General features: G+C 65.1%; 23 protein-coding genes. 14 read left to right on the top strand and 9 right to left on the bottom strand.

What is annotated here, in order from left to right:
* Nucleotides 1–244 precede the first annotated feature (244 nt).
* Nucleotides 245–1,540, top strand: coding sequence for an adenylosuccinate synthase (locus QQZ18_RS23070; protein WP_284543434.1), 1,296 nt, complete (start codon nucleotides 245–247; stop codon nucleotides 1,538–1,540).
* A 131-nt stretch (nucleotides 1,541–1,671) separates the two neighbouring features.
* A complete protein-coding gene (locus tag QQZ18_RS23065) occupies nucleotides 1,672–3,540 on the top strand; it encodes a hypothetical protein (protein ID WP_284543432.1) in 1,869 nt (622 codons plus the stop codon).
* A 192-nt stretch (nucleotides 3,541–3,732) separates the two neighbouring features.
* On the opposite strand, the gene QQZ18_RS23060 is transcribed toward QQZ18_RS23065, so the two are convergent.
* Nucleotides 3,733–4,053 (bottom strand): DMT family transporter, encoded by a 321-nt coding sequence (locus QQZ18_RS23060; protein WP_284543431.1) that lies wholly within the window; start codon nucleotides 4,051–4,053, stop codon nucleotides 3,733–3,735.
* A 124-nt stretch (nucleotides 4,054–4,177) separates the two neighbouring features.
* Nucleotides 4,178–4,531: a hypothetical protein gene (locus QQZ18_RS23055; RefSeq protein WP_284543430.1), complete on the bottom strand. Its 354-nt coding sequence runs from the start codon at nucleotides 4,529–4,531 to the stop codon at nucleotides 4,178–4,180.
* 182 nt (nucleotides 4,532–4,713) lie between these two features.
* Here QQZ18_RS23055 and QQZ18_RS23050 point away from each other — a divergent pair, with 182 nt between their 5' ends.
* The 3 genes from QQZ18_RS23050 to rpmE all read left to right on the top strand — a co-directional run bounded on the left by QQZ18_RS23050 (nucleotide 4,714) and on the right by rpmE (nucleotide 7,253).
* Nucleotides 4,714–5,745: an RluA family pseudouridine synthase gene (locus QQZ18_RS23050; protein ID WP_284543428.1), complete on the top strand. Its 1,032-nt coding sequence runs from the start codon at nucleotides 4,714–4,716 to the stop codon at nucleotides 5,743–5,745.
* Nucleotides 5,746–5,881: 136 nt separating this feature from the next.
* On the top strand, nucleotides 5,882–6,778 hold the full coding sequence (gene rpoH / locus QQZ18_RS23045) for an RNA polymerase sigma factor RpoH (RefSeq protein WP_284543426.1): 897 nt from the start codon (nucleotides 5,882–5,884) through the stop codon (nucleotides 6,776–6,778).
* A gap of 247 nt (nucleotides 6,779–7,025) precedes the next feature.
* A complete protein-coding gene (rpmE, locus tag QQZ18_RS23040; RefSeq protein ID WP_284543424.1) occupies nucleotides 7,026–7,253 on the top strand; it encodes a 50S ribosomal protein L31 in 228 nt (75 codons plus the stop codon).
* Between the two features lie 231 nt (nucleotides 7,254–7,484).
* Here the strand turns inward: rpmE and rcdA are convergent, their stop codons facing one another.
* Together rcdA and QQZ18_RS23030 are read right to left on the bottom strand one after the other, a co-directional pair.
* On the bottom strand, nucleotides 7,485–8,015 hold the full coding sequence (rcdA, locus tag QQZ18_RS23035) for a protease adaptor protein RcdA (RefSeq protein ID WP_284543422.1): 531 nt from the start codon (nucleotides 8,013–8,015) through the stop codon (nucleotides 7,485–7,487).
* 510 nt (nucleotides 8,016–8,525) lie between these two features.
* Nucleotides 8,526–8,717 carry a DUF1192 domain-containing protein gene (locus QQZ18_RS23030; protein ID WP_284543421.1) on the bottom strand — a complete coding sequence of 64 codons (192 nt, stop codon included), beginning with the start codon at nucleotides 8,715–8,717 and terminating at the stop codon, nucleotides 8,526–8,528.
* 161 nt (nucleotides 8,718–8,878) lie between these two features.
* Between QQZ18_RS23030 and QQZ18_RS23025 the strand changes: the two genes are divergently transcribed.
* The 3 genes from QQZ18_RS23025 to QQZ18_RS23015 all read left to right on the top strand — a co-directional run bounded on the left by QQZ18_RS23025 (nucleotide 8,879) and on the right by QQZ18_RS23015 (nucleotide 11,268).
* Nucleotides 8,879–9,343 carry a GNAT family N-acetyltransferase gene (locus QQZ18_RS23025; protein ID WP_284543419.1) on the top strand — a complete coding sequence of 155 codons (465 nt, stop codon included), beginning with the start codon at nucleotides 8,879–8,881 and terminating at the stop codon, nucleotides 9,341–9,343.
* Between the two features lie 93 nt (nucleotides 9,344–9,436).
* A complete protein-coding gene (locus tag QQZ18_RS23020) occupies nucleotides 9,437–10,456 on the top strand; it encodes an NAD(P)H-quinone oxidoreductase (RefSeq protein ID WP_284543417.1) in 1,020 nt (339 codons plus the stop codon).
* A gap of 113 nt (nucleotides 10,457–10,569) precedes the next feature.
* Entirely contained in the window at nucleotides 10,570–11,268 is a 699-nt protein-coding gene (locus QQZ18_RS23015; protein ID WP_284543416.1) for a DUF1013 domain-containing protein, read from the top strand.
* 59 nt (nucleotides 11,269–11,327) lie between these two features.
* On the opposite strand, the gene QQZ18_RS23010 is transcribed toward QQZ18_RS23015, so the two are convergent.
* Complete coding sequence (locus QQZ18_RS23010; protein ID WP_284543414.1) at nucleotides 11,328–12,308, bottom strand: hypothetical protein; 981 nt, start codon at nucleotides 12,306–12,308, stop codon at nucleotides 11,328–11,330.
* Between the two features lie 323 nt (nucleotides 12,309–12,631).
* Between QQZ18_RS23010 and QQZ18_RS23005 the strand changes: the two genes are divergently transcribed.
* On the top strand, nucleotides 12,632–12,814 hold the full coding sequence (locus QQZ18_RS23005; protein WP_284543412.1) for a YdcH family protein: 183 nt from the start codon (nucleotides 12,632–12,634) through the stop codon (nucleotides 12,812–12,814).
* Nucleotides 12,815–12,893: 79 nt separating this feature from the next.
* Here QQZ18_RS23005 and QQZ18_RS23000 read toward each other — a convergent pair whose 3' ends face one another.
* Together QQZ18_RS23000 and QQZ18_RS22995 are read right to left on the bottom strand one after the other, a co-directional pair.
* Nucleotides 12,894–14,054 carry an OpgC family protein gene (locus tag QQZ18_RS23000; protein WP_284543410.1) on the bottom strand — a complete coding sequence of 387 codons (1,161 nt, stop codon included), beginning with the start codon at nucleotides 14,052–14,054 and terminating at the stop codon, nucleotides 12,894–12,896.
* A 117-nt stretch (nucleotides 14,055–14,171) separates the two neighbouring features.
* The gene (locus QQZ18_RS22995; protein WP_284543409.1) at nucleotides 14,172–14,969 is read right to left on the bottom strand and encodes a sulfite exporter TauE/SafE family protein; all 798 of its coding nucleotides are present in this window, start codon (nucleotides 14,967–14,969) and stop codon (nucleotides 14,172–14,174) included.
* A gap of 466 nt (nucleotides 14,970–15,435) precedes the next feature.
* Between QQZ18_RS22995 and QQZ18_RS22990 the strand changes: the two genes are divergently transcribed.
* The 3 genes from QQZ18_RS22990 to QQZ18_RS22980 all read left to right on the top strand — a co-directional run bounded on the left by QQZ18_RS22990 (nucleotide 15,436) and on the right by QQZ18_RS22980 (nucleotide 17,348).
* Nucleotides 15,436–15,648, top strand: a complete 213-nt coding sequence (locus tag QQZ18_RS22990; protein ID WP_026792623.1) for a YdcH family protein — start codon at nucleotides 15,436–15,438, stop codon at nucleotides 15,646–15,648.
* A gap of 133 nt (nucleotides 15,649–15,781) precedes the next feature.
* Nucleotides 15,782–16,276 carry a 5-(carboxyamino)imidazole ribonucleotide mutase gene (gene purE / locus QQZ18_RS22985; RefSeq protein ID WP_284543406.1) on the top strand — a complete coding sequence of 165 codons (495 nt, stop codon included), beginning with the start codon at nucleotides 15,782–15,784 and terminating at the stop codon, nucleotides 16,274–16,276.
* Nucleotides 16,266–17,348, top strand: a complete 1,083-nt coding sequence (locus tag QQZ18_RS22980) for a 5-(carboxyamino)imidazole ribonucleotide synthase (protein ID WP_284543404.1) — start codon at nucleotides 16,266–16,268, stop codon at nucleotides 17,346–17,348. Before purE ends, QQZ18_RS22980 begins: the two co-directional genes overlap by 11 nt.
* Before the next feature lie 31 nt (nucleotides 17,349–17,379).
* On the opposite strand, the gene QQZ18_RS22975 is transcribed toward QQZ18_RS22980, so the two are convergent.
* A complete protein-coding gene (locus QQZ18_RS22975; protein WP_284543402.1) occupies nucleotides 17,380–18,189 on the bottom strand; it encodes a class II glutamine amidotransferase in 810 nt (269 codons plus the stop codon).
* Between the two features lie 398 nt (nucleotides 18,190–18,587).
* Here QQZ18_RS22975 and rpsU point away from each other — a divergent pair, with 398 nt between their 5' ends.
* Entirely contained in the window at nucleotides 18,588–18,815 is a 228-nt protein-coding gene (gene rpsU, locus QQZ18_RS22970; RefSeq protein WP_026783967.1) for a 30S ribosomal protein S21, read from the top strand.
* A gap of 201 nt (nucleotides 18,816–19,016) precedes the next feature.
* Nucleotides 19,017–19,868, top strand: coding sequence for a tetratricopeptide repeat protein (locus tag QQZ18_RS22965; RefSeq protein WP_284543401.1), 852 nt, complete (start codon nucleotides 19,017–19,019; stop codon nucleotides 19,866–19,868).
* A gap of 1,569 nt (nucleotides 19,869–21,437) precedes the next feature.
* On the opposite strand, the gene ftsH is transcribed toward QQZ18_RS22965, so the two are convergent.
* The gene (gene ftsH / locus QQZ18_RS22960) at nucleotides 21,438–23,360 is read right to left on the bottom strand and encodes an ATP-dependent zinc metalloprotease FtsH (protein ID WP_284543399.1); all 1,923 of its coding nucleotides are present in this window, start codon (nucleotides 23,358–23,360) and stop codon (nucleotides 21,438–21,440) included.
* Nucleotides 23,361–23,367 lie beyond the last annotated feature (7 nt).

Raw genomic sequence — 23,367 nt, 5'->3', positions numbered from 1 at the left:
CAAAGCACTTTGTCGGCTTCTTCCTAGAGCGTCCGGCTGCCATCCGCACGCCTCTTTGACGCGATCCGGTACGCCTGAAGCTGGACAAATGGCAGATTTCCGACATCGCGGCTTTCATTGGGGGGCGGGCGTCGCTATAGTCGGTCAAGCCCCGGTGCCCATGGTATCGGGGCTTTCCGTGTGCGTGCTGCCGTCGGTGGCATGGCGCGGAAAGGTCTGAAACTTGAACGACGGGACCTTTTCAATGGCGAACGTAGTGGTGGTCGGCTCCCAGTGGGGAGACGAAGGCAAGGGCAAAATCGTCGACTGGCTGTCCGAGCGTGCCGACGTGGTCGTCCGCTTCCAGGGCGGTCATAATGCCGGCCACACGCTGGTGATCGACGGCGTTTCCTACAAGCTGTCGCTGCTGCCCTCCGGCGTCGCCCGCCCGGGCAAGCTCTCCATTATCGGCAACGGCGTCGTCGTCGATCCGCGCGCTTTCGTCAACGAGGTGACGCGCATCCGCGAGCAGGGCGTCAAGATCAGCCCGGACAACCTGCGCATCGCCGAGAACGCCACGCTGATCCTGTCCATCCATCAGGAGCTCGACGAGCTGCGCGAGAACGCCGCCTCGCCGACCACGCGCATCGGCACCACCAAGCGTGGCATCGGCCCCGCCTATGAGGACAAGGTCGGCCGCCGCGCCATCCGACTCGTCGATCTCGCCCATCCCGAGACGCTGAACAATCGCATCGAGCGGTTGCTCGCCCACCACAATCCGCTGCGCCGCGGCCTCGGCCATGCGGAGATCGCGCCCGAGACCGTTCGCGACGAGCTGATGGCGGTGGCCGACTTCATCCTGCCCTACATGGACGTCACCTGGCGTCTGCTCGACGAGAAGCGCAAGGCCGGCTCCCGCATCCTGTTCGAGGGCGCGCAGGGCGCCCTGCTCGACAACGACCACGGCACCTATCCCTTCGTCACCGGCTCCAACACCATGGCCGGTCAGGCCGCCGCCGGTTCCGGCATGGGGCCGGGGGCGCTCGACTACGTGCTCGGCATCACCAAGGCCTACACGACGCGCGTCGGCTCCGGTCCGTTCCCGACCGAGCTGTTCGACGAGGTTGGCGACTTCCTCGGCGAGCGCGGCCGCGAGTTCGGCACGGTGACGGGGCGCAAGCGCCGCTGCGGCTGGTTCGATGCCGTGCTGGTGCGCCAGACGGTGGTCACCTCGGGCATCAACGGCATCGCGCTGACCAAGCTCGACGTTCTCGACGGCCTCGACGAGATCAAGGTTTGCATCGGCTACGAGATCGACGGTCGCACGCTCGACTATCTGCCTGCCAACCAGGAAGATCAGGCACGGGTGAAGCCGATCTACGAGACCATGGAAGGCTGGAAGGAATCGACCGCCGGCGCCCGCTCCTGGGCCGAGCTTCCGGCACAGGCGATCAAGTATGTGCGTCATATCGAGGAGTTGATCGGCGCACCCGTGGCCATGCTGTCGACCAGTCCTGATCGTCTCGACACGATTCTTGTGCGTGATCCGTTTCAGGATTAAGTGATTCACCACGTTTTGCCGGCTCTCCCGCCGCAAAAAAGCCCGGCCGCCGTCGCAAGGCTGGCCGCCGGGTGTCCTATCGAAACAGCGCTCCGCCATGAGGCGGGGCGCCAAGCCGAGAGATGCGGTACATGGCCGACTACTATCCCGTATTGAAGCGTGCCATTTCCTCGCTGCCGTCGGGCTCGGGCGAGGCGCGGCGCGCCGTCTACGAGAAAGCTCGTGTCGCCCTTCTCCGCCAGCTGAGTTCCTATAACCCGCCGCTGTCGCCGACCGAGATCGCCGACCAGCGCGTGGCGCTCGAGGATTGCATCCGTCGGGTCGAGGCCGAGGTCGCCGGTGTTCCGGACGATGCTCCGGCCAGCGCCGATTCTCATACCCCGGCACCAGCCGCGCCGCCTCCCCCGGCCGCGCCCGCCGCTCCCAAGGTCGCGCCACCGCAGGAGGCTCCCCCCCGCAGCGAGCCGGCGCCGCGCGCCGAGGTGAAACGCGAAGAGCCGGCACCGCGCCGGAGCGGGCTGACCTCGCTCGCCGAGCCGGAGATGAATCCCTTCCGGCACATCGAGCCGCTCGCTCAGCCGGAGATGAACCCCTTCCATCATATCGAGCCGCTGGCGACTCGCGGTGGCGCGCCGGCCCGGGCCGCGCCCCAGGATCGGATGCCGGATCGGGCGCCGGTCAGCCTGCCGACCGAGCGCCCCCGCTTGCCGAACGCCCGCCTGCCCGACGAGCATGGCGAGCCGCGCATCGGCGTCGGCGTCAGCGCGCTGTCCCGCACGCTCAAGCAGGCCGATTCGCTCGGCGAGGCGTCCTCCACCGCGGTGCGCGCAGCGCGCCACGCCATGAGCGAGGTCGATGAAGTCGACGAGCCGGTCGTGGGCGAACGGATCGAGCCTGATCTCGGCGGCGTCCGCTCGGCCGGCTTGCGCCAGGATTCGTCCGTCGGCGGCGCAGGAGACAAGCTCGAGGCCGAACGGTTGCAGCCGCAGCGCGAAGCGGCGACGTTGCCGTGGCCCGACGACGGGGCCAGCACCGGCCGCCGCGTGCGCATGCTGTTGATCGGCTTCCTGGTCGTGGTGCTGGTGGGGCTCTTCGCCACGCTGGCCTACACCTTCCGCGGAGCTCTGGCCGACCTGTTCACCGGCGAACCGCAAACCCAGACGAGCGCCGCGACGCCCGGCGACGACGGCCTGTCGCCGAAGATACTCGACCGCCTGCCGGCCGAGGGCGAGGCGCCGGCGGCTCCCATCGCGCCCGACGCTGTGTCGGTCCAGACCGAAGCCGTCGCCGCGCCAGCGGCCGTCGATCCCGATCTGCCGCCACCGCCGGGCACGGCGACGGCCATGGCTCCGACGACGTCTGCCCCCGCGGCGGCCGTGCCCGAGACCGGCCCCACGCTCGCGGCTCCCGCCGCTCAGGCGAGTGCGCCGTCCTCCGCTCCGGCGAGCCAGGCGATCGGCGTTGCCCAGAAGGCCATTCTCTACGAAGAGCCCATCCCCGGTTCGCCCGGCACCAAGCTCGACGGTTCGGTGGTCTGGTCCTTCGTCAACGAACCGGCCTTGCCGGGTGACAAGCCTGTGCCGCAGATTCGTGGCGACATCGACGTGCCCGAGCTCGGTCTCAAGATGCGCCTGTCGATCCACAAGAACGACGATCAGGCGCTGCCGGCCAGCCATATCGTCGAACTGTCGTTTGACGTGCCGCCGTCGTTCGCCGGCAAGTTCATCGACGCCGCGCCCGGCATGATCGCCAAGCAGACCGAGGAAGCGCGTGGCGACACCATCGCCGGTGCCGTCGCCAAGGTGTCCGACAGCTTGTTCTGGCTGGCGCTGTCCGGCCTGGAGCAGGACGTCGCCCGCAACATCCTGCTGCTGAAGGACCGGCCGTGGATCGACATTCCGATCCGCTACGGCAACCGCCGCCGCGCCATTCTCACCTTCGAGAAGGGCGCGCCCGGCGAGAAGGCCTTCGCCGACGCGTTCGCCGCCTGGGGTCAGTGACTTGCAAAACGGCGCCGCCTCATGGGTGGCGCCGTTTTGCTAAGCGGAAGTCCCCGGCACCAACCGGCTCCCACCGTTGCCAGAATGACTTTGGAGCGCCGTTCGATCTGATTGAGTCAGATCGGCGCTCCAAGCTTTCGTGTGTGGAGCATCGTCTTGGCGATCCTCGTTTCACTCCGGTCGGATGATGCTTCAGGCCGGGCTCGATAGCTTCATCAGCACGAGGCCGGCGAGAATCAGCGCCGCTGCGAGGAGCCGCGTCGCGGTCACCGCTTCGCCGAGCACGACGATGCCTATTGCGAAACTGCCGACGGCGCCGATGCCGGTCCATACCGTGTAAGCGGTGCCGAGTGGCAGCGACTTCATGGCGATGGCGAGCAGGCCGAAGCTCATGAGCATGGCGACGATGGTGACGACGCTGGCGCCGATCTGGGTGAAGCCGGCCGACAGCTTCATGCCGTAGGCCCACACGACTTCCAGCAGTCCGGCGATGAGAAGATAGATCCAGGCCATGACGGCCCTCCTTTCGGTAGGGCCGGGCCGTCCCGGACTTGGAGCTCACCCGGTGGAGTGAGAGAGGACGTTGCCTCGGGATCCAGATGGGGCGCCGCCGGCCGCCGTCAAGCGGTGACCGAGCTCACTTCGACAGGAGGACGGCGCGGCCGATCAGCTTGCCGGACGGCAGGTGGTGGATCTCGATCACCTTGCCCTCGGGGCCGTCAATGGTCAGCGACAGGCGGTCGCCGTCGACATCGGTGGCGACGACGGTGCCGGGCGTCGCCACCTCGACCAGTGTCTGGAACGGCGTGCCGGCCGGCGGTGCGTCCTCGCCGCTTTTGGCGACGCGGAAGGCGATGGCGATGAACACGGCGATCAGGCCGATGCCCAGCGTGCCCCCGGCGATCAGCATCATGGTCCTGAGGCGGGCCTGCACCCGGGCAATGGCCGGGTCGAGCGGTACGTCGCGTTCGTCGTCGGTCGGCCCTGCCATGATGCTTTCCTTCAGCGCGGATTTCTGCGATAGGCGCATTTAGCGAATCCGGCGCGGTTTGTCGACGCGCCGCCGGAGCAAGCGGCGATCTCGCGAAGCGCCTTTTGCCGGTTGGTTGTTTTCATGCATCCGCTTCTGCGAAAAGTCTCCCGGCTTTTCGGGTGGGTGCCCAAGAGGTAACGATGGCGGATGAGGACGATATCGCCTTGGAAGACGAGGCCGGCGAGGCGCGGACGGCCACCGTGGAGGCGGCCGCGAAGACGCGGTTCGACAAGCTGGTCGCCGAGGCGTTCCCCGATATCAGCCGATCCCGCCTCAAGGCGCTGATCGAAGCGGGCGCGGTGGCCGTCGACGGGACCGTCATCACCGACGCCTCCCGCAAGATCGCCGGCAACCTCGCGCTCACCGTTGTGGTGCCGCCGGCCGAGGATGCCGAGCCGCAGGGCGAGGACATCCCGCTCGAGGTCGTCTACGAGGACGACGAACTGATCGTCATCGACAAGCCGGCCGGCCTCGTGGTGCATCCGGCGGCCGGCAACTGGACCGGCACGCTGGTCAATGCGCTGATCGCCCATTGCGGCGACAGCCTGTCGGGGATCGGCGGCGTCCGCCGGCCGGGCATCGTGCACCGGCTCGACAAGGACACTACCGGCCTGATGGTGGTGGCAAAGACCGATCGGTCGCATGCCGGCCTTGCCGCCCAGTTCGCGGACCACGGCCGCACCGGCCCGCTGGAGCGCGGCTATCTGGCGCTCGTCTGGGGCAGCCCCGAGCCGTTTCGCGGCACCATCGACGCGCCGCTCGGCCGCTCGTCGTCCGACCGTACCAAGATGGCCATCGTGAAGGGCGGCGGCGGCAAGGAGGCCATCACTCACTATGAGGTGGCGGAACGGTTTCCAGCCGAGTCGGGGCGGGGCGCGATCGCCTCGCTCGTCGAATGCCATCTGGAGACGGGGCGGACGCATCAGATCCGCGTGCATCTGACGGCGGCCGGCCATCCGCTCATCGGCGATGCGGTTTATGGCGCTCACTTCCTGACCAAGGCCAACCGGCTTCCCGAAGCGGTGGGGGCGGTGGTCCGGGCCTTTCCGCGTCAGGCGCTGCATGCCTTCCTGATCGCCTTCGAACATCCGGTGACCGGAGAGTTGCTGCGTTTTACCAGCGAACTGCCGCCGGACATGTCTGCCCTCGTGGAGGCGTTCGGGGAACTTTAGGCTTTTTCAGCAGTTTCCCCATGAAATTGCCGGGATTGTTCCTATATTCGGCTTTCGGCGCGCTTGCTTGGTAAGGCGCCGAGGGGTTGCCGTGTCCGTCCGGGAGCGGTCCAATAAACGAAAAGGGGGGTGCTCGATGGCCCGAACCACATTGCCGATGATCGCCGCGGGAGAGGGCGGTCTCAGCCGCTATCTCGACGAGATCCGTCGCTTTCCGATGCTTGAGCCGCAGGAAGAATACATGCTGGCCAAGCGCTACGCGGACTACGGCGACCGCGACGCCGCCCAGAAGCTCGTCACCTCGCATCTGCGCCTCGTCGCCAAGATCGCCATGGGCTATCGCGGCTACGGGTTGCCGATCGGCGAGGTCATTTCCGAGGGCAACGTCGGCCTGATGCAGGCGGTCAAGCGCTTCGAGCCCGACAAGGGCTTCCGCCTTGCGACCTATGCGATGTGGTGGATCAAGGCGGCGATCCAGGAGTACATCCTGCGCTCGTGGTCGCTGGTCAAGATGGGCACGACGGCCAACCAGAAGCGGCTGTTCTTCAACCTTCGCAAGGCCAAGAGCCAGCTCCAGGCGCTCGGCGACGGCGATCTCAAGCCCGACCAGGTCGAGGCGATCGCCACCAAGCTCGGCGTGACCGAGGAAGACGTCGTGTCGATGAACCGCCGTCTCTCCGGCGATGCGTCGCTCAATTCGCCGCTGCGCTCCGACAGCGAGAGCGGCGAGTGGCAGGACTGGCTGGTCGACGACCGCGACAACCAGGAAACGGTGATGGCCGAGACGGAAGAGCTCGACCAGCGCCGCGCCATGCTGAAGCGGGCGCTGGGCGTGCTCAACGAGCGCGAGCGCCGCATCTTCGAGGCACGGCGTCTGGCCGAGGATCCGATGACGCTGGAAGATCTCTCCACCGAGTTCGGCGTCAGCCGCGAGCGCGTGCGCCAGATCGAGGTGCGCGCCTTCGAGAAGGTGCAGGAGGCCGTCAAGGCGCAAGCCCGCGAGCAGGTGCCGGCCGTCGTCGAGGCCGGTTGACAGAAAGCGGCGCGGACCGGCGCGAAAAGCGCTGGCGCGCCTCCTCGACGCTTGTCCGCGCCGAGCCTTTGCGCTATAGAGGCGCCCGACCGGGCCATGCGGTGGACCGGAAACGAGCCGCTCGAGGCATCCTCGGGGCGGCTCGTTCCTCTGATGAGCCGCCGCGCGGCCGATACCCAACACCGGGCGCCCCGACAAGGCCGGCGTCAATGATCGCGTCCTTGCGACGCCCGAAAGGATCGATAAGATGAAGCAGGGCATTCATCCCGACTATCACGACATCAAGGTCGTCATGACCGATGGCACCGAGTTCATCACCCGCTCGTGCTACGGCGCCAAGAATGCGACGCTCAACCTCGACATCGACCCGAAGGTGCATCCGGCCTGGACCGGTGGTCAGCAGCAGCTGATGGACCGCGGTGGCCGCCTGTCGCGCTTCAATTCCAAGTTCGGTGGCCTGTTCTCCACCAAGTAAGGTTGGACGGCAGGACGAACATGAAAAACCCCGGCGAGTGCTGCTCGCCGGGGTTTTTGTTTTGAACTAGAGCAACTCCAGCAAAAGTGGGAACCGGGTTTGCATCCGGAGTTGCGTAAAAACAAAGAGATAGAGCACGTTGGCGAACCAGAATTCGCCGTACGCGCTGTAGGAACGGCCGCAAGACGGATGGGGTCGGCGCGGGACGCGCCGACGATCTGCCGATCGCGATCAGTTGTCGATGCGGCGGGCGCCGAAGGCGCTGGCGAGGCGGTCGAGGTCGCGGGCGACGAGGTTGGCGGCTGGCTCGGCGGCGACGTAGATGGCCTTGTCCATGTGGACGATGCGGCCGTGCAGACGGTCGGTCCGCTCGATGATCGAGCGGAGGGCCGCCGGCAGCTCGCTCCACAGCGGGCCGGACATGACCGGCGGCTGGAAGTCGAGGCGAACCTTGTTCTTCTCGCTGCGGGCCTGCTCGGGTGACATCTCGCCCTCGTTGACGGCACGCTGCATCAGCAGCCACGAGGCGATCTGCATCAGACGAGTCGTGAGGCGCATCGATTCGGTGGAGTAGGAGAGCGTGGCGGCTCGGCTGAGATTGCGGCTCTCGATACGGCCGTCACCGTCGAGATAGCTCGCCGTTTCCTCGACGAGCGCCATGCCCTCGCGGAACAGCTCACGGAACAGCTCCGAATTGAGCGCACGCGCACCGAAGGCGATGGCCTCCGTGCCGGAATGGGACTTGCCGGTAAAATCACTCATCACGCCACCTCTGCACCAGACGCTCGGACGATTGGCCCGGCCGGTTTCACGCCCATGAGTTGGACCGCGAAAGCGCCGTCGCAAAGAAAAAGCTGGCGGCTGCCGCCACTCTTCCCCGCAATCCCCAAAAGGGTGACCTGAATCCCCTTCCGGAACAGTCGTCCGACTTTGCGGTCAAGGTCGCAACCGGCATGCCAGGAACGGCAAGGCCCGGCTCGAACATGAATGAAAGGTTAACGCAAAGCGGGGAGCGAGTCTCGACAAATCCTAGGGTGTCGGGAATCGGCCGAAAAGCGGGAGTTGGCGGAGCGTCGATCCCACGGCGAGAAAGGCCGGACAAAAAAAGAAGGCCGCCAGGGGCGGCCCTTCCTAAGTTGAACAGGGAGGCGTCAAAAGAGTGACAGGAGCCACTCGTGATCCAACCATACGGATCAAGTTCTTGATAAACGAAACTGGTAAACGTGTCCTTAACAATGAATATTTTTCGATGGATTCCGTTAGCCATCCGCCTCAGAACTTGAAGAGGGAGTCGGCGGCGCTACGGACATCGTCCTTGAGGCGCAGGGCTTCCTCGATCCGGGCGATCTCGGCGTGCAACAGGCCGACGCGGGCGCGGAGCTCGGCCACCGAAAGGCGCGACAGGTCCTGGCCGACCACGTGGGCGGGCGGTGGCGTCTCTGGCCGATCGTCATCGATGGTCATCTGAACCCTCCTCGTTATGGCACAGGGAAGTGAAGGCTCGCCCGACCGGCGTGTCAAGTCGGCTCAGTGGACCATAGGCGGCGAGGCAGGATAGAACGGGTCTCGAACAGGACAAGGCGTCGGCGGCGCCACCAGAGGCTGCCTTGCGATCGGAGACACGGATGGACTTGACCATCGTCACGACCCGGGATCGTCCCGATCTCGCACAGATCACCGGCACGTGGCGGTGGCAGGCTTTCTTCGAGGCCGATGGCGTTTCCCTGGAAGATACTCTCGCTTTCGAGGCCGAAAGCGCGCGAGGCCCCGGTCTGATGCCCACGGTGCTGGTGCTGCTCGACGGGCAGCAGCCCATCGGCATGGTGGCGCTCTGCCTCGACGATCTTGAGGGAAGGCCGGAGCTCAATCCATGGCTGGCGGGCCTTTACGTCGATCCTGCGCATCGCGGACAGGGGCACGGCCTGCGTTTGATTGCCGAACTGGAATCGCTGGCCCATGCCTCGCGCATCCCGCGTCTTTCCCTGTACACTGCTGGTGCCGTGGGGCTCTATGCAAGGGCAGGGTGGGAAGCGGTCGAGACCTTCGACATGCATGGCGAACCGTTCTCGATCATGCGGAAGCATCTCTAGCCCATCCGAGAGGGCAACTGGCCTCGTCCGGACGATTGCCGGCCGAGGGGCGGCGGGAGGCTTCGCCGTCCGCGTTTCAAGGAGACCGAAGACATGGCCGCTCTGCCGTCCGACATGCTGGCGATCGAGATTTCCCGCCCCGGCGGGCCGGAGGTGCTGAAGCCGGTGCGACGTCCCCTGCCGGCGTTGCCCGCCGACGGCGTGCTGATCGCCGTCGAGGCGGCCGGCGTCAACCGGCCGGATGCGCTGCAGCGGCAAGGCGTCTATCCGCCTCCGCCCGGTGCATCCGACATTCCCGGCCTCGAGGTTGCTGGCACTATCGCGGCGGTTGGCGCCGAGGCGCGGGGCGTCTCCATCGGGGACAAGGTGACGGCGCTGGTGGCCGGCGGTGGCTATGCCGAATATTGCGCTGCGCCGGCCGGCAGCTGCCTGCCATGGCCGGTCGGCTTCGACGCGGTGCGGTCGGCCGCCTTGCCGGAGACCTTCTTCACGGTCTGGTCCAATGTGTTCGATCGCGGGCGGCTCCTGGCCGGCGAGAGCTTTCTCGTCCATGGCGGCACGTCCGGCATCGGCACTACGGCGATCCAGCTCGCCCGCGCCTTCGGGGCGCGCGTCTTCGCCACCGCCGGCAGCGCCGACAAATGCGAGGCCTGCCGCCGGCTTGGCGCCGAGATCGCCGTCAACTATCGCGACGAGAACTTCGTCGCCGTGCTGAAGGCGGCGACGGACGGGCGGGGCGTCGACGTCATCCTCGACATGGTGGGCGGCGATTACGTCGACCGCAACTATGAGCTCGCCGCCGTCGACGGCCGCATCGTGCAGATCGCCTTTCTCGGCGGCGCGAAGGCTTCGGCTAACTTCGCCATGCTGATGCAGAAGCGGCTCGTCCACACCGGCTCGACGCTGAGGCCGCGCGAGCCTGCCTTCAAGGCCGGGATCGCCGCTTCGCTTCGCGACAGGGTGTGGCCGCTTCTTGCCGCCGGCAGTGTGGCGCCGGTGATCGACGCGGTGTTGCCGGCCGAACGGGCCGCGGAGGCCCATGCCCGCCTCGAAGCCGACCACATCGGCAAGATCGTGCTGACCTTCGGCCAAAACCCGGATTTTCCGGCTTAGCTCGATTGCGGAACAGTGGCGCAGTCTGTATATAGATCGCATTCCCCAGTCATCGTGATACGAGACGGAGGGCCGTCGGCGAGAGCCGGTGGACCAGCGAAGAGGATTTATCGATGTCGACCCCGTTGATGCCCAAGGCAACCGCCGTCTGGCTGGTCGAGAACACGGCTCTGTCGTTCGACCAGATCGCCGCCTTCTGCAAGCTGCACGCCCTCGAGGTCAAGGCCATCGCCGACGGCGAAGCGGCCCAGGGCATCAAGGGTCTCGATCCGATCCTGACCGGCCAGCTCAGCCGTGACGATATCGAGAGGGCCGAGAGGGATGGTTCGATCCGCCTGAAGCTGCTCGACCCCAAGGTTCGCGTGCCCGAGGCCAAGCGCCGGGGGCCGCGCTACACGCCGGTGTCGCGCCGCCAGGATCGGCCGAATGCCATCCTCTGGCTGGTGCGCAACCATCCCGAGCTCAAGGACGCGCAGATCATGCGCCTCGTCGGCACGACCAAGACGACGATCGCCCAGATCCGCGACCGCACGCACTGGAACTCCGCCAACCTGACGCCGGCCGATCCGGTCACGCTCGGCCTCTGCTCGCAGATCGAGCTGGACATGGAGGTCGAGAAGGCGGGCAAGGTGTCGCCGGAGAAGGTGCTGACGCAGACGCTGCTTCCGGTCGAAGAGACCACGTCACCCGACGCGCTGTCCGGTTTCCGTGCCCCGTCGCGCGACGACGAGGAGGAGCTCGACGCCGATGCGGTGTTCGCCAAGCTTAACGCCCTCTCCGGTCCGAAGTCCGACGAGGACGACGATATCTGACGATCGCGAGATCGTGCGAACGGCGGCCGTCCCCCGGGGCGGCCGTTTTCGTTTGGGTGTCAGGGTGGCGAGAAGCGGACGCCCGGAAAGATCGAGCGAATCCAGGCGCGGTGGGGCGACACGCGGCAGAACCAGGACGTTTCGCCATAAGCCGCTTCGCCGGTGCCGTTGGAGTTGACGCCCACCAGCACCCAGCCGGCGGACTTGGTCTTCATCCAGGCGGATCCGCCGCTGTCGCCCGAACCGAGCAGGCCGACCAGTGGCGTGGCGGGCCGGCTGGAGCCGCCGAGCGAGTTCTCGATCGACTCGTCTTCCTTGGGCAGGAAGATGCCGAGTTCGTTGCCGGCCTCCTCGCCATCGACCGGGGGACGCGCCAGCTCTTCCCAACTGTCGACCACCCCTTGGGCCGCCGCCTTGTCGGAGCCTTCATAGTACTCGTCCCGCTCACCGGTGGAGCCGATGCCGCGGCTGCCGTATCCGACGAAGGTGATCAGTTTCCCCGCTTCGCCCGCGCCGGTGTAAAGAACCGGTTGCGGCCCGGCGTCCTCGATCTCACCGTCGAGACGGAGGATGCTGAGATCGTAGCCGGCGCGGGTGTCCGGATCGCCATTCCATTCCGGCAGGACCCAGACGCGATCGATGTCCAGCGTTTCGCCGTTGGGCGTTCGTACGACATACTGGTCGGTGGTGGCGGGAAGATCGAAGATGTGGGCTGCCGAGAGTATGTAGGCTTTGCCATCTCTGTTCCCCAGCCAGGTGCCGGACGCTTCACCCCAGGACTCGCCGTCGGTGGACAGGGCCAGGACGGCCCGGAACTGCGGTTGAGCGGCAAGGCGCAGGGCCGCGCCGAAGCCGGCCGCCTCGTTGCCAGGTTCACCGCCTTGCTCGGACCAGGTGGAGTCTAGGATGACGACGGCGCCGGCCGGCACGGCGGCGGACGCGAGGAGGAAGGCTGAAAGCAGGGTGGTGGGCAATTTTCCGGCGCGCATGGTCACCTCAGGAGGGGTGAAAGCCGTCGCGGCGGTGCGCGACGCTTCCATGCGATCACGTCCTAGCAGCAAACATTTGGCGTTTGGTTGACGGGGCCGACTGCCGGCTCTCGGGCCTTCCGAAGGCACCGGCGAGGTTGTCCGGGTTTCTACTCAGCGCGGGCGTTCTTTCCGGCCCAACGATGAGACCTTGGTCGATAGCGCAACATTCGAGATCATGGATGGCAAACTTGCGCAATTATACACAATAATTATCCCAATAAGCGCAATTTATAAACGCAGGCCGACGCCTTGAAGTCGGCGACCATCGACTTCATATCAAAATTGTGACACGATGAACGTGTTGAGGCTTAGCCCACAGCAAGGAGGCCCGAATGTCTGTTCAGTCGCATATTGCAGAACTTGAACGCCGTCACGCCGCTCTCGAGCGCGAACTCGACGAGGCTAACCAGCACCCGAGCATGGACGGCACGGCACTGCGCGAGTTGAAGCGGCAAAAGCTGGCCCTGAAGGACGAAATCGTCAAGCTCTCGACCGACGCCAAGGTCCTGCACTAAGGACACCGCGGTTCGGAATCTCTTGATCCGGCAAACGCCACGGCCTCAGGTCCGTGGCGTTTTGTTTTAGGGGCCTTTCTCAGGCCGCGATCGGGTCCTGGGCCGGTTCCGGCATGGGCTTGGGAGCCGGCTTGGCCTTGCTCGCCTTGCTAAGGTAGTCGAGGAAATAGGCCAGGGCCGCCTGGGCAAAGATGCCGAGCGCGATGAAGGCGATCTGACCGAGCGGACCGGGGGTGCTGGCGAACAGGAAGACTTGGCCCACCACCGACAGCGCCGTGCCGAACCAGAACACCGGCAGCGAGTTTCGGCCGATGCGCGACAGGACGCCATCCGGCGACAGGCGGCCGAGCCAGGTCATGATCAGCCGGCTGTGGCCGATGACATAGGCGAGCGACAGGATGTGCAGAAGGCGCGGCAGCGCCACCCAGGGCTTCTCGTTGATCTGGAAATTGCGCGGCAGCCAGCTGACGTTGGGAATGGAGCCATAGAGATTGTAGCGGTGGTAGATGCAGGCGCCGATCAGGTAGGCGACCCCCAGCCACCAGAGCGGCCGGGAGAAGGGAACCGGCGTCTGGCCGCGCAGCACGCGCACGCCGACGAAGAAGCCGATGCCGAAGATGAGCTGCCAGGTGATCGGGTTGAAGAACCAGCCGCCATTGCTCGGATAGCTCGGCATGTTGAGCCCGAACACGTGGGCGGCGGCATAGATGGCGAAGGAGGTGGCCAGCATGGCGCCGAGGCCGAAGAAGCGAGCCACCGCCATCAGCACCGGCAGGAAGATCAGGAGGCAGACGTAGAGCGGCAGGATGTTGTGATAGCCGATCTGCTGCGTCATGAGCGGAATGCCGATGAAGGCCTTGGTGGGCTGGGCGAAGATGGTGTCGATGTTGAGCGGCGTATCTAGGATCGGCATGCCCCACTGCTGGAGCGCGAAGCAGAAGATGCCGAGGCCGACCATCAGCGAGGCGAGATGGGCGACATACAGGACGACCACGCGCTTGGCGATCTTTGCCAGCGGCAGGAGGACGGCACCGGCATAGAAACGGGGAAAATAGGCAAAGGCCGAGGCGACGCCGGCAAGCAGCACGAAGGCCTCGGCCGAATCCGAGAGGCCGAAGTTCTTGTGCGTGAAAGGCTCGAGCACGTTGCCGGGAATGTGGTTGATGAAGATGGACAAGAGCGCCAGGGCGCGCAGGATATCGATGCGATGATCGCGCTTGCCGAGCGGCTTGATGTTCATTCTTTTCTCCCGTCTCGGTCGGCCCCGTGGAGCTTCCCGCACAATCGTGTCCCGCAAAGCTTAGCCGCCGACATCGGCAATGACGCGGCGGAACTGTGGCCTTTGGCCCTAAACGCGTCAGAGGCCAAAGAGATGCATCGCGCCGTCGTAAATCAGCTTCAAACCGACGGCGAATACCGAAATCGTCAGGATTCGGTAGAACATCCGCTCGTCGATCTGCTTGACGAGCTTCACGCCGACATAGGTGGAGCCGACGGTTAGCGGCGCCAGAATGGCCGACATCAGCAGGTTTTCGCCGGTGAACTGGCCGAGCATGGCATAGGGTACGACCTTCATCATGTTGAGCGCGCCGAAGAAGATGGCGGCGGTGCCGGCGAACAGCGTCGGGCTGAGCCGCATCGGCTGGACATAGGTCTGGAACGGCGGACCGCCGGCATGCGCGACGAAGGAGGTGTAGCCGGTGAGCGTTCCCCAGATGGCGGCGCCGAGCGTCGATTTTCCGGTGGGCGGGGGATCGCCGACGGCCGCGCCGCTGGCGACCTTGCGCGCGTGAGCCCGTTCGAGAAGGAAGATTCGGGCGACGAAGGCGATGGCGAGGCCGCCCACGACGAGGCGCAGGACATCGTCGGACACGTAGCTGGCGGTCGCCCAGCCGAGGAAGGTGCCGAAGATCGCCGCCGGCATCAGATGCCAGACCAGGTCGGCGCTGAAGTGCCTTCGGTAGGACCACATGGCGACCACGTCGGAAATCAGGAGAATCGGCAGCATCAGCCCTGCGGCGCGGATCGGTGAAACGACGAGGGCCAGAATGGGCACCGCCGCGAGCCCGAAGGCGGCGCCGAGCCCGCCTTTCGACAGGCCGGTAAGCACCACGGCCGGTATCGCGGCGAGGTAGAAGAGAGGATCGTCGATCATCGCGTCGTCACCTGTCCCGGCGCGGCGGGCGACGGGGTTGCACGGCGGCTGCCGGCTTGTATCGATTTGGAAACCGGACGTCGTCATTCGCCGCATGGGACGGTGGCCGGACTTGCCGGTCGGACGGGGCGGTCTCCGAGGAAGATCTTGTCACCCACGCGCCACTCTCCGGGCGGTCGCAGGAAACGATCATTGCTTAGACATATTCGGTGGAGTGCGGCAAGATGGAGAAAGCGCGGGGGCGCCCCCATTCCCCGAAAATGCGCGGCAATCGGCATGAGGCGGCTAAGCTTTTGAACGGCCTCCGGCACCGGCGGAGCGGGCTCGTCCGCCGCGATCCGTGGAAATCGTTTTTCAAATGCGGGGCTTTCCCGCCGAGGACCATGAAAAGGCCGGGGCGATCTGCTAGACTATCAGGAAGGTCGGCGCGCGGCGGCCGGCGGGGACGAGGCGAAGGGTTTGCTGGATGACGGGGCAGGAAGAAGCCAATGAACAGGTGCAGCTCGAACTGGCGCGGCTTCGCCAGGAGCACCGGGACCTCGACGCGGCCATCGATGCGATGGTGTCGCTCGGCACCGCGGACACCATTCAGATCCAACGCCTCAAGAAACGAAAGCTGGTCCTGAAGGATCGCATCAAGCAACTCGAGGACCAGACGGTTCCCGACATCATCGCCTGAGCCCAGCGCTCGGCGAGGCAGGCGCAGCCCGGCAATTTCGCGCAACCCTACGAGATTTGCGCCTGAGGCTTGCCATTGCCCGGTATTTCCCCTACCGCCTTGGGCGACGCCGAGAGCCGGGGATTTTCGAGAGATGACCGATAAGCCGCCTGTCGCCATCATCATGGGCAGCCAGTCCGACTGGGCGACCATGAAACACGCCGCCGATACGCTGGACGTACTCGGCGTGCCGCACAAGGCGATGATCGTATCCGCCCATCGTACGCCCGACCGCATGGTGGCCTTTGCCAAGGGCGCGCGCGCCGACGGCTTCAAGGTGATCATTGCCGGCGCCGGAGGCGCGGCGCATCTGCCTGGCATGGTGGCGGCGCTGACGCCGCTGCCCGTGCTGGGCGTGCCGGTCGAAAGCCATGCCCTCAAGGGACAGGACAGCCTTCTGTCCATCGTGCAGATGCCCGGTGGCGTTCCGGTGGGGACGCTGGCGATCGGCAAGGCCGGCGCCGTCAACGCGGCTTTGCTCGCCGCTGCCGTGCTGGCACTGTCGGATGCGGCGCTGGCCGCCCGGCTCGACGATTTCCGTGCCCGCCAGACGGCCGCCGTCGCCGAGGGGCCCGTCGATGGCGCCTGAGATGCTCCCCCCCGGTTCGGTGATCGGCATGCTCGGCGGTGGCCAGCTCGGCCGCATGATGGCGCTCGCCGCTGCCCGGCTCGGTCTCTCCGTTCACGTCTTCTGCCCCGACCCCGACAGCCCGGCGTTCGAAGTGGCGAAAGCCCACACCGTCGCCGCCTATGACGACGAGGCGGCGCTGGCCGCCTTCGCCGACCGTTGCGACGTGGTCACCTACGAGTTCGAGAACGTGCCGGCCCGTGCCGCCGAGGTGATTGCCGGCAAAACCCTGCTCCGGCCCGGCGCGCTGGCGCTCGCGACGTCGCAGGACCGGCTCGTCGAGAAGACCTTCCTGCGGAAGGCCGGCGCGCAGGTGGCGGCCTTCGCTCCCATTGACCGGGCCGATGACATCGACGGGGCGATCGCGGTCACCGGCCTGCCCGCCATCGTCAAGACGCGACGCTTCGGCTACGACGGCAAGGGCCAGCGCAAGGTGGAGAGCCGCGAGGCGCTCGCGGCGGCGGTGGCCGAGCTTGGCGGCGGCGATCTCATCCTCGAAGCGCTCGTGCCATTTGCCATGGAGGTCTCGGCCATCGTGGTGCGCGGCGCCGATGGCGCGGTGGCCGTCTACGATATCGGCGAGAACTCGCACGCCAACCATATCCTGAAGGAAACGCGGGTTCCGGCCCGGATCGGTTCCGATACGGCGGGCGCGGCGGTGGCGCTCGGTCGCCGCATCGCCGATGCTCTGGACTACGTGGGCGTGCTCGGCGTCGAGCTGTTCGTGGTGCGCGAGAGCGGTGACGAACGGCTCGTCGTCAACGAGATCGCGCCGCGCGTCCACAACTCCGGCCATTGGACGGAAGATGGTGCCGTGACTTCGCAGTTCGAGAACCACGTGCGGGCGATTGCCGGCTGGTCGATCGGCTCGGTCGAGACCATCGCGCCGACGGTGATGGAGAACCTGATCGGTGCCGAGGCCGATGCCTGGGCCGATATCACGGCCGACCCCAGGGCGCGGCTCCACCTCTACGGCAAGGCCGAAAGCCGCCCTGGCCGCAAGATGGGGCACGTCAACTGGGTGGGCGCCTGACCGTCGGACTATGATCGTTCGGCGATGACCGTCAGGCGACGGCGACGCGAGCTGCAACCCGACGGACCGTTTCGACCTCGAAGCTGTCGAGGTTGACGTGGCCGCCCGGCTCGACCGTCAGCACCGTGTTCGGCGCGACGGCGGTCCACTGGTCGTGGGCGGCGTCGATCGGCTCCGACACCACGGTGATGCCATCGTCGCCATGCCGCCAGTAGAGGCTGGGCGGGCACTCGTCGGACGAATAGCGGAAGGCGTGAAGACGCTTGCCGTCCGATAGCGCGGCGGTGAGGCGAAACGGTTCCTCGACGCCGGCTTCGATCATCGCCCGGCGCGTCTCGGCGAGCACCGAGCGCATGGCGCCGATCGGATTGGCATCGAGATCGTCGGCGTCGAGCAGCAGGAACAGCACCTCGGAATCGGTGGAGCCATGGCGCTCGCGATAGCGGGCGTCGGACAGGCGAGCTTCCAGGCGGCGGCGGATGCGGTCCCAGCCACCGACCTGGCCGTTGTGCATGAACATCCAGCGGCCGCTGGCGAACGGGTGGCAGTTGACGCGTGTGGTCGGCGTTCCGGTGGACGCACGAACGTGGGCGAAGAACAGCGATGATGAAATCTGATGCGTCAGGCTCTTCAGATTGTCGTCATTCCAGGCAGGCATGGCGTCGCGGAACAGGCCCGGCTCCTCCCAGGCGCCATACCAGCCGAGGCCGAACCCGTCGCCATTGGTGGCGGCGAGGCACTCGGTGGCCGACTGGCTCTGATGGACGAGCGAGTGGCAGGGTTTGGAAACCAGGGTATCCAGGAAGATCGGACGACCGGAATAGGCGAGCCAACGGCACATGACAGGGGCGACCTCGACGCGGACGCATCAACTGAGAGCGGGTCAGCCTATCTGACCCGATTCTTCATGTGCAAATCCCATGCCGACCATCTTGGCGAAAATGCGTTAACCATGACCTACCGGGGCACGAGAGATGAGCGCTGTGGCTTTGCGGTTGCGCCGGAGGCTGGCGGCCGGACGGTGAACGCATTTTCCGGCCAATCCGGCCCGATCTCCAGTGGACAGGTCCCCGACGATTTGCTAGAGAACCACCACTCTTGCGGCGCCCTGGCGTGCTGCGGCGGAAATTTGTCATTTCCGCGAGATTGGTTTCATCATGTCGCCTGAGACGCGAAGCCGCGGGTGTGTCCGCCGCGGCAAGATGGGTTTCACGGTGACCGACCACGGGAAGAACAGGCGTGCAGGTACTCGTTCGCGACAACAACGTCGACCAGGCTCTCAAGGCGCTGAAGAAGAAGATGCAGCGCGAAGGCATTTTCCGCGAGATGAAGCTGCGCGGCCATTACGAAAAGCCGTCGGAGAAGAAGGCTCGCGAGAAGGCCGAAGCCGTTCGCCGGTCGCGTAAGCTGGCTCGCAAGCGGGCTCAGCGCGAGGGTCTGGTGTCGGTCAAGGGCCGCACCCACTGATATACGGGCCCCGTCGCCCGATGGTGTTTGTCGAAGTCGAGGGACGGTCACGCGAGTCGACCGTCTCTTTTGTTTTGTCCGGCGTAAACCGACGCGTGTGGCGCCAGAACGCCGCCGCCGGTTTGATTTTGCGGACGACAGCGCCGAGTAGGGGTGCCCGCCGGTCCGGCTTGCCCGGTATTGCCTGAAAGGGATGGATTGATGCGGTTCATTGCGACGTCTTCGGCTCTTCGCGGTTTCGCGGGCGCTCTCGCCCTCGGCCTTCTGGTTTCCGCCTGCACGTCGACCGGCCCGACGCGTGAGCAAACGTGGGTGGTCGACCCCAATGCCGGTTCGACGGCCAATCTCGCGTCGCTCTCCGCAGCCATCCAGCGTGATCCGCAAAACGCGGTGAACTACAACGTGCGCGGCTCGGCTTACGGCCAGGCCGGCCAGTTCCAGGCGGCGCTCGCCGACTTCACCACCGCTATCCAGCTCAACCCGGGCTATTACCAAGCGTACAACAATCGCGCCCTGATCTACCGCGAGCAGCTTAATCAACCACAGGCGGCACTTGCCGACTACAATCAGGCGATTGCGCTCAATGCCGGCTACCAGCCGGCCTACCTCGGCCGCGGTATTCTCTATCGCCAGTCCGGCCAGCTCGATTTCGCCATGGCCGATTTCGATCAGGCGGTTACGCTGAACACGTCCGACGCCAAGGGTTATTACTACAGGGCGATGATCTACCAGAGCCGTGGCAACCACATTCGCGCCATCGCCGATCTCGATGCGGCCATCGCGCTCGATGCCAACTCCCCCGAGCCTTACAATGCGCGCGGTCTCAGCCGGCTTCAGGTCGGCAAGGACAAGGATGCGATGCAGGACTTCGCCGCTGCCGTCAACCGCAACAAGCAGTCGGCCGAGTTCTGGACCAACCTCGGCATCGCCCAGATCCGCACCGGCGAGGTGCAGCGCGGCCGCGACTCGATCAACCGGGCATTGGTGTTGAAGCCCGGATACGGTCCGGCCCGTGATGCTCTGCGGTTGTCAGAGGTTCAGGCTCAGGGCTGACGCTGACGACTCGGCTGTCGGACAGCTTGAGCGGTCGCCGGTTCGGCGACCGTTTGCTTTGGAAAGCGCATTTAAGAACGCGATGGAACAATGCAGTCCGGCGCCTTCAACCCAATATCTAGCCATCCACCCTAACGACACATTTGACCGAGTCAGGCGTTGTAACAGGGATATCCTTGAACTTATGATCTGCGGGACAGATTGGTCTTTCGATGAAAGAGTAGCCTTTACCCTGCAAACATCTTTCTATGTAACGATCTCGCAGCCCTTCATTGACGTCATAGTTGTATGAGGATGGTGGAATATTAATTCCCCCGAATGTGTTGCATGTCGCGACGCCTCCGATATTACTACAATGGATTGTAGGGGCGCTTGAATAGCCAGGATTTATTTGCGTGGCGATGGTCTGCGGTATTTCCTTAAACGAGGCGATCTTACAAGCGTCAATATCACGCAATCTCTCCGCTCGCAGAGTGCCTGCCTTGAACGGGATAAGCACTGGACCAGTTTGACAAGATGCAAGGAAACAGCCTGCTAAGGCCAGCGCGAAATATCTCATATGCATCAGTGCCCCACTCTAACTCTGGAAATCGGTGACCAGTGAATATCCAAGCTGGTTCCACTCGTCACGAGCAAACTCACTTAGAGCGTGTAAATTTATACGGTCTTCAACTTGCTCGTCCAAGTCAAGCCATCCCTTATAGCAACTACAGCCATAGATCGTCGGTGCGCGGCAAAAATCATTCTGTCGTCTCCTGTTCCACGCGGAACCAGAGGTGACCGTCGGTTTCGGCGCCTGTTCTGCGATAGTCACTCTGTAAGACTGCGACGGCTTAACACTCTGTGGGTAGCTCGAGTGACCATATTGGGGCTCGGTTTGGTGTTGCCGGCCGCTTCCCGCCGATGGATTTCTTTATGTGCGGTTGTCGATGAGGCGATCGCCGGATCGTCCGCGACAGTCTTCTCCATCTCCTTACAGAGGATGGCTTTTGCAGAACCGCGGCGAACCCGGCCCATTCTCCTACCCCCGGCATGCGCATGGAGTAGTAAACAACGGTCCGGCTCCTATGCATGGCAGCAAAAGGGCGAGATATGTCGGCGAACTCTGCGACGAGCGCCCGAGTGGGCAATCAAGAGGAACATCGGGTTATCGCTGTATACCCGATAATCCCACATGGACCGATCGAGCAAGTTCTCCCATCGCCTGATCATTACCTCGGCATAGGCGCCTCCCCGCAGAGGGACTCACGATAGGCGAAAAACTCGGCTCCGTCGGGGCTCGCCAGATCGACGATGTTGAGACTGCCGGTGTGCTGCTTGGCGTCGGCGCCGGGGGGCGGTCCGCGGGTCTTTAGCCGATCAGCATATCAGCCCTCCAATGCATCTCCAGCAAGGTGTTGAATAGTTCACTGTTTGTCCGGTTTGTTCCGGCAAAAGAAAAGGTAATCCATCCAACCCATGTCCCTGGCCAGCTTGGGCGGTCGTTCTTGTTTGACGGCGGGCAAAGAAGAAGGCGCTGAACACAATGTCCCGCGCCTTTGTTTCGCTTGTTCGTTCGTTGGTTGCCGTTCAGGCGGTCGGCTGCGGCGTGGCGCCGTCCGGCTCTTCGCCCTTGGGACGCGGCTTGGTGGTCGGCACTGCCGAGCCGCGCGGCGGCGTTGTGTCGTCGAAGGCGTCACGCACCGGCGAGCGGCCGTTCATGATGCCGCGCAGTTCCTCTCCGGTCAGCGTCTCGAACTCCAGAAGCGCCTCGGCGATGGCGACGAACTTGTCGTGGTTCTCGCTGATGATGCGACGGGCGTTCTGCTCGCCTTCCTCGATATAGCGGCGGACTTCCTCGTCGATCAGCTTGGCGGTCTCGTCGGCCATGTTGGTCGACTGGCTGACCGAGTGACCGAGGAAGACTTCCTGCTCGTTGGGGCGGTAGCGGACGCGGCCGAGCTTCTCGCTCATGCCCCACTCCATCACCATCGAGCGGGCGAGGCTGGTGGCCATCTGGATGTCGCCGGCAGCGCCGGTGGTGACCTTCTCCGGGCCAAAGGTCTGGATTTCCGCTTCGCGGCCGCCGAACAGCATGGTCAGGCGGGCCACCGCCTTCTCGTAGGTCCAGTTGTAACGGTCGCTCTCGGGCAGGGTCATCACCATGCCGAGCGAACGGCCGCGCGGAATGATGGTTGCCTTGTGGATCGGATCGATGGTCTTGTCGAGGATGAGCGCGATGATGGCGTGGCCGGCCTCGTGATAGGCTGTGTTGCGCTTTTCTTCCGGGGTCATGGCCAATGACTTGCGCTCGGCGCCCATCATCACCTTGTCTTTGGCATCCTCGAACTCGCCCATGGTGACGATGCGCTTGTTGCGGCGGGCGGCCAGCAACGCAGCCTCGTTGACGAGGTTCATCAGGTCGGCGCCCGAGAAGCCGGGCGTACCGCGGGCGAGCACCTTCAGGTCGACGTCAGGGGCCATCGGCACCTTGCGCACATGCACCTTCAGGATCTTCTCGCGGCCGTTGACGTCCGGGTTCGGCACGGTGATCTGGCGGTCGAAACGGCCGGGACGCAGCAGGGCCGGGTCGAGCACGTCGGGACGGTTGGTGGCGGCGATGATGATGACGCCTTCGTTCTGCTCGAAGCCGTCCATCTCGACCAGCAACTGGTTCAGCGTCTGCTCGCGCTCGTCGTTGCCGCCGCCGAGGCCGGCGCCGCGATGGCGGCCGACCGCGTCGATCTCGTCGATGAAGATGATGCAGGGCGCATTCTTCTTGGCCTGCTCGAACATGTCGCGGACACGCGAAGCACCGACGCCGACGAACATTTCAACGAAGTCCGAGCCGGAAATGGTGAAGAAGGGCACGTTGGCCTCGCCGGCGACGGCGCGGGCGGTCAGCGTCTTGCCGGTACCCGGAGGGCCGACCAGCAGCACGCCGCGCGGAATGCGGCCGCCGAGGCGCTGGAACTTCTGCGGGTCGCGCAGGAATTCGACGACCTCCAGCAGGTCTTCCTTAGCCTCGTCGATGCCCGCGACGTCGTCGAAGGTGACGCGGCCGTGCGCTTCGGTCAGAAGCTTGGCCTTCGACTTGCCGAAGCCCATGGCCTTGCCGCCGGCGCCGCCCTGCATCTGCCGCATGAAGAAGATCCAGAGGCCGAGCAGGATCAGCATCGGCAGCCAGTTGAGCAGCGTGCCGATCAGCGAGATGCTCTCGGTGGGCGGACGGGCGACGATGGTGACCCCGGCCTTGGTCAGTTCGCCGATATAGTCGGCGTTATAGGGCGCGTAAGTCTGGAAGGTCGCGCCGTTCTGCAAGTGACCGGTGATCGTCTGGTTGACGATGGTCACGTCGCGCACGGAGCCCTGGTCGACGTTCTTGAGGAACTCCGAGAAGGCCACGTCATTGCCGGGTTGGCGCGTGTCCGAGCCCTGGAACAACTGGAAGAGTGCCACCAGCAGCAACAGGATGATGACCCAGAGTGCGAAATTGCGGAAATTTGCGTTCATCGTCGAC

The sequence above is a fragment of the Pleomorphomonas sp. T1.2MG-36 genome (assembly GCF_950100655.1).
GTDB lineage: Bacteria > Pseudomonadota > Alphaproteobacteria > Rhizobiales > Pleomorphomonadaceae > Pleomorphomonas.
The sequence above is the reverse complement of the archived record's forward strand: the minus strand, read 5'-3'. Positions and strand labels throughout refer to the sequence as shown.

Excerpts from the sequence above, each read along its gene's own strand:
- QQZ18_RS23070 (WP_284543434.1), top strand. The coding sequence starts at position 245 with ATGGCGAACGTAGTGGTGGTCGGCTCCCAGTGGGGAGACGAAGGCAAG.
- QQZ18_RS23065 (WP_284543432.1), top strand. The coding sequence starts at position 1,672 with ATGGCCGACTACTATCCCGTATTGAAGCGTGCCATTTCCTCGCTGCCG.
- QQZ18_RS23060 (WP_284543431.1), bottom strand. The coding sequence starts at position 4,053 with ATGGCCTGGATCTATCTTCTCATCGCCGGACTGCTGGAAGTCGTGTGG.
- QQZ18_RS23055 (WP_284543430.1), bottom strand. The coding sequence starts at position 4,531 with ATGGCAGGGCCGACCGACGACGAACGCGACGTACCGCTCGACCCGGCC.
- QQZ18_RS23050 (WP_284543428.1), top strand. The coding sequence starts at position 4,714 with ATGGCGGATGAGGACGATATCGCCTTGGAAGACGAGGCCGGCGAGGCG.
- rpoH (WP_284543426.1), top strand. The coding sequence starts at position 5,882 with ATGGCCCGAACCACATTGCCGATGATCGCCGCGGGAGAGGGCGGTCTC.
- rpmE (WP_284543424.1), top strand. The coding sequence starts at position 7,026 with ATGAAGCAGGGCATTCATCCCGACTATCACGACATCAAGGTCGTCATG.
- rcdA (WP_284543422.1), bottom strand. The coding sequence starts at position 8,015 with ATGAGTGATTTTACCGGCAAGTCCCATTCCGGCACGGAGGCCATCGCC.
- QQZ18_RS23030 (WP_284543421.1), bottom strand. The coding sequence starts at position 8,717 with ATGACCATCGATGACGATCGGCCAGAGACGCCACCGCCCGCCCACGTG.
- QQZ18_RS23025 (WP_284543419.1), top strand. The coding sequence starts at position 8,879 with ATGGACTTGACCATCGTCACGACCCGGGATCGTCCCGATCTCGCACAG.
- QQZ18_RS23020 (WP_284543417.1), top strand. The coding sequence starts at position 9,437 with ATGGCCGCTCTGCCGTCCGACATGCTGGCGATCGAGATTTCCCGCCCC.
- QQZ18_RS23015 (WP_284543416.1), top strand. The coding sequence starts at position 10,570 with ATGTCGACCCCGTTGATGCCCAAGGCAACCGCCGTCTGGCTGGTCGAG.
- QQZ18_RS23010 (WP_284543414.1), bottom strand. The coding sequence starts at position 12,308 with ATGGAAGCGTCGCGCACCGCCGCGACGGCTTTCACCCCTCCTGAGGTG.
- QQZ18_RS23005 (WP_284543412.1), top strand. The coding sequence starts at position 12,632 with ATGTCTGTTCAGTCGCATATTGCAGAACTTGAACGCCGTCACGCCGCT.
- QQZ18_RS23000 (WP_284543410.1), bottom strand. The coding sequence starts at position 14,054 with ATGAACATCAAGCCGCTCGGCAAGCGCGATCATCGCATCGATATCCTG.
- QQZ18_RS22995 (WP_284543409.1), bottom strand. The coding sequence starts at position 14,969 with ATGATCGACGATCCTCTCTTCTACCTCGCCGCGATACCGGCCGTGGTG.
- QQZ18_RS22990 (WP_026792623.1), top strand. The coding sequence starts at position 15,436 with ATGACGGGGCAGGAAGAAGCCAATGAACAGGTGCAGCTCGAACTGGCG.
- purE (WP_284543406.1), top strand. The coding sequence starts at position 15,782 with ATGACCGATAAGCCGCCTGTCGCCATCATCATGGGCAGCCAGTCCGAC.
- QQZ18_RS22980 (WP_284543404.1), top strand. The coding sequence starts at position 16,266 with ATGGCGCCTGAGATGCTCCCCCCCGGTTCGGTGATCGGCATGCTCGGC.
- QQZ18_RS22975 (WP_284543402.1), bottom strand. The coding sequence starts at position 18,189 with ATGTGCCGTTGGCTCGCCTATTCCGGTCGTCCGATCTTCCTGGATACC.
- QQZ18_RS22965 (WP_284543401.1), top strand. The coding sequence starts at position 19,017 with ATGCGGTTCATTGCGACGTCTTCGGCTCTTCGCGGTTTCGCGGGCGCT.
- ftsH (WP_284543399.1), bottom strand. The coding sequence starts at position 23,360 with ATGAACGCAAATTTCCGCAATTTCGCACTCTGGGTCATCATCCTGTTG.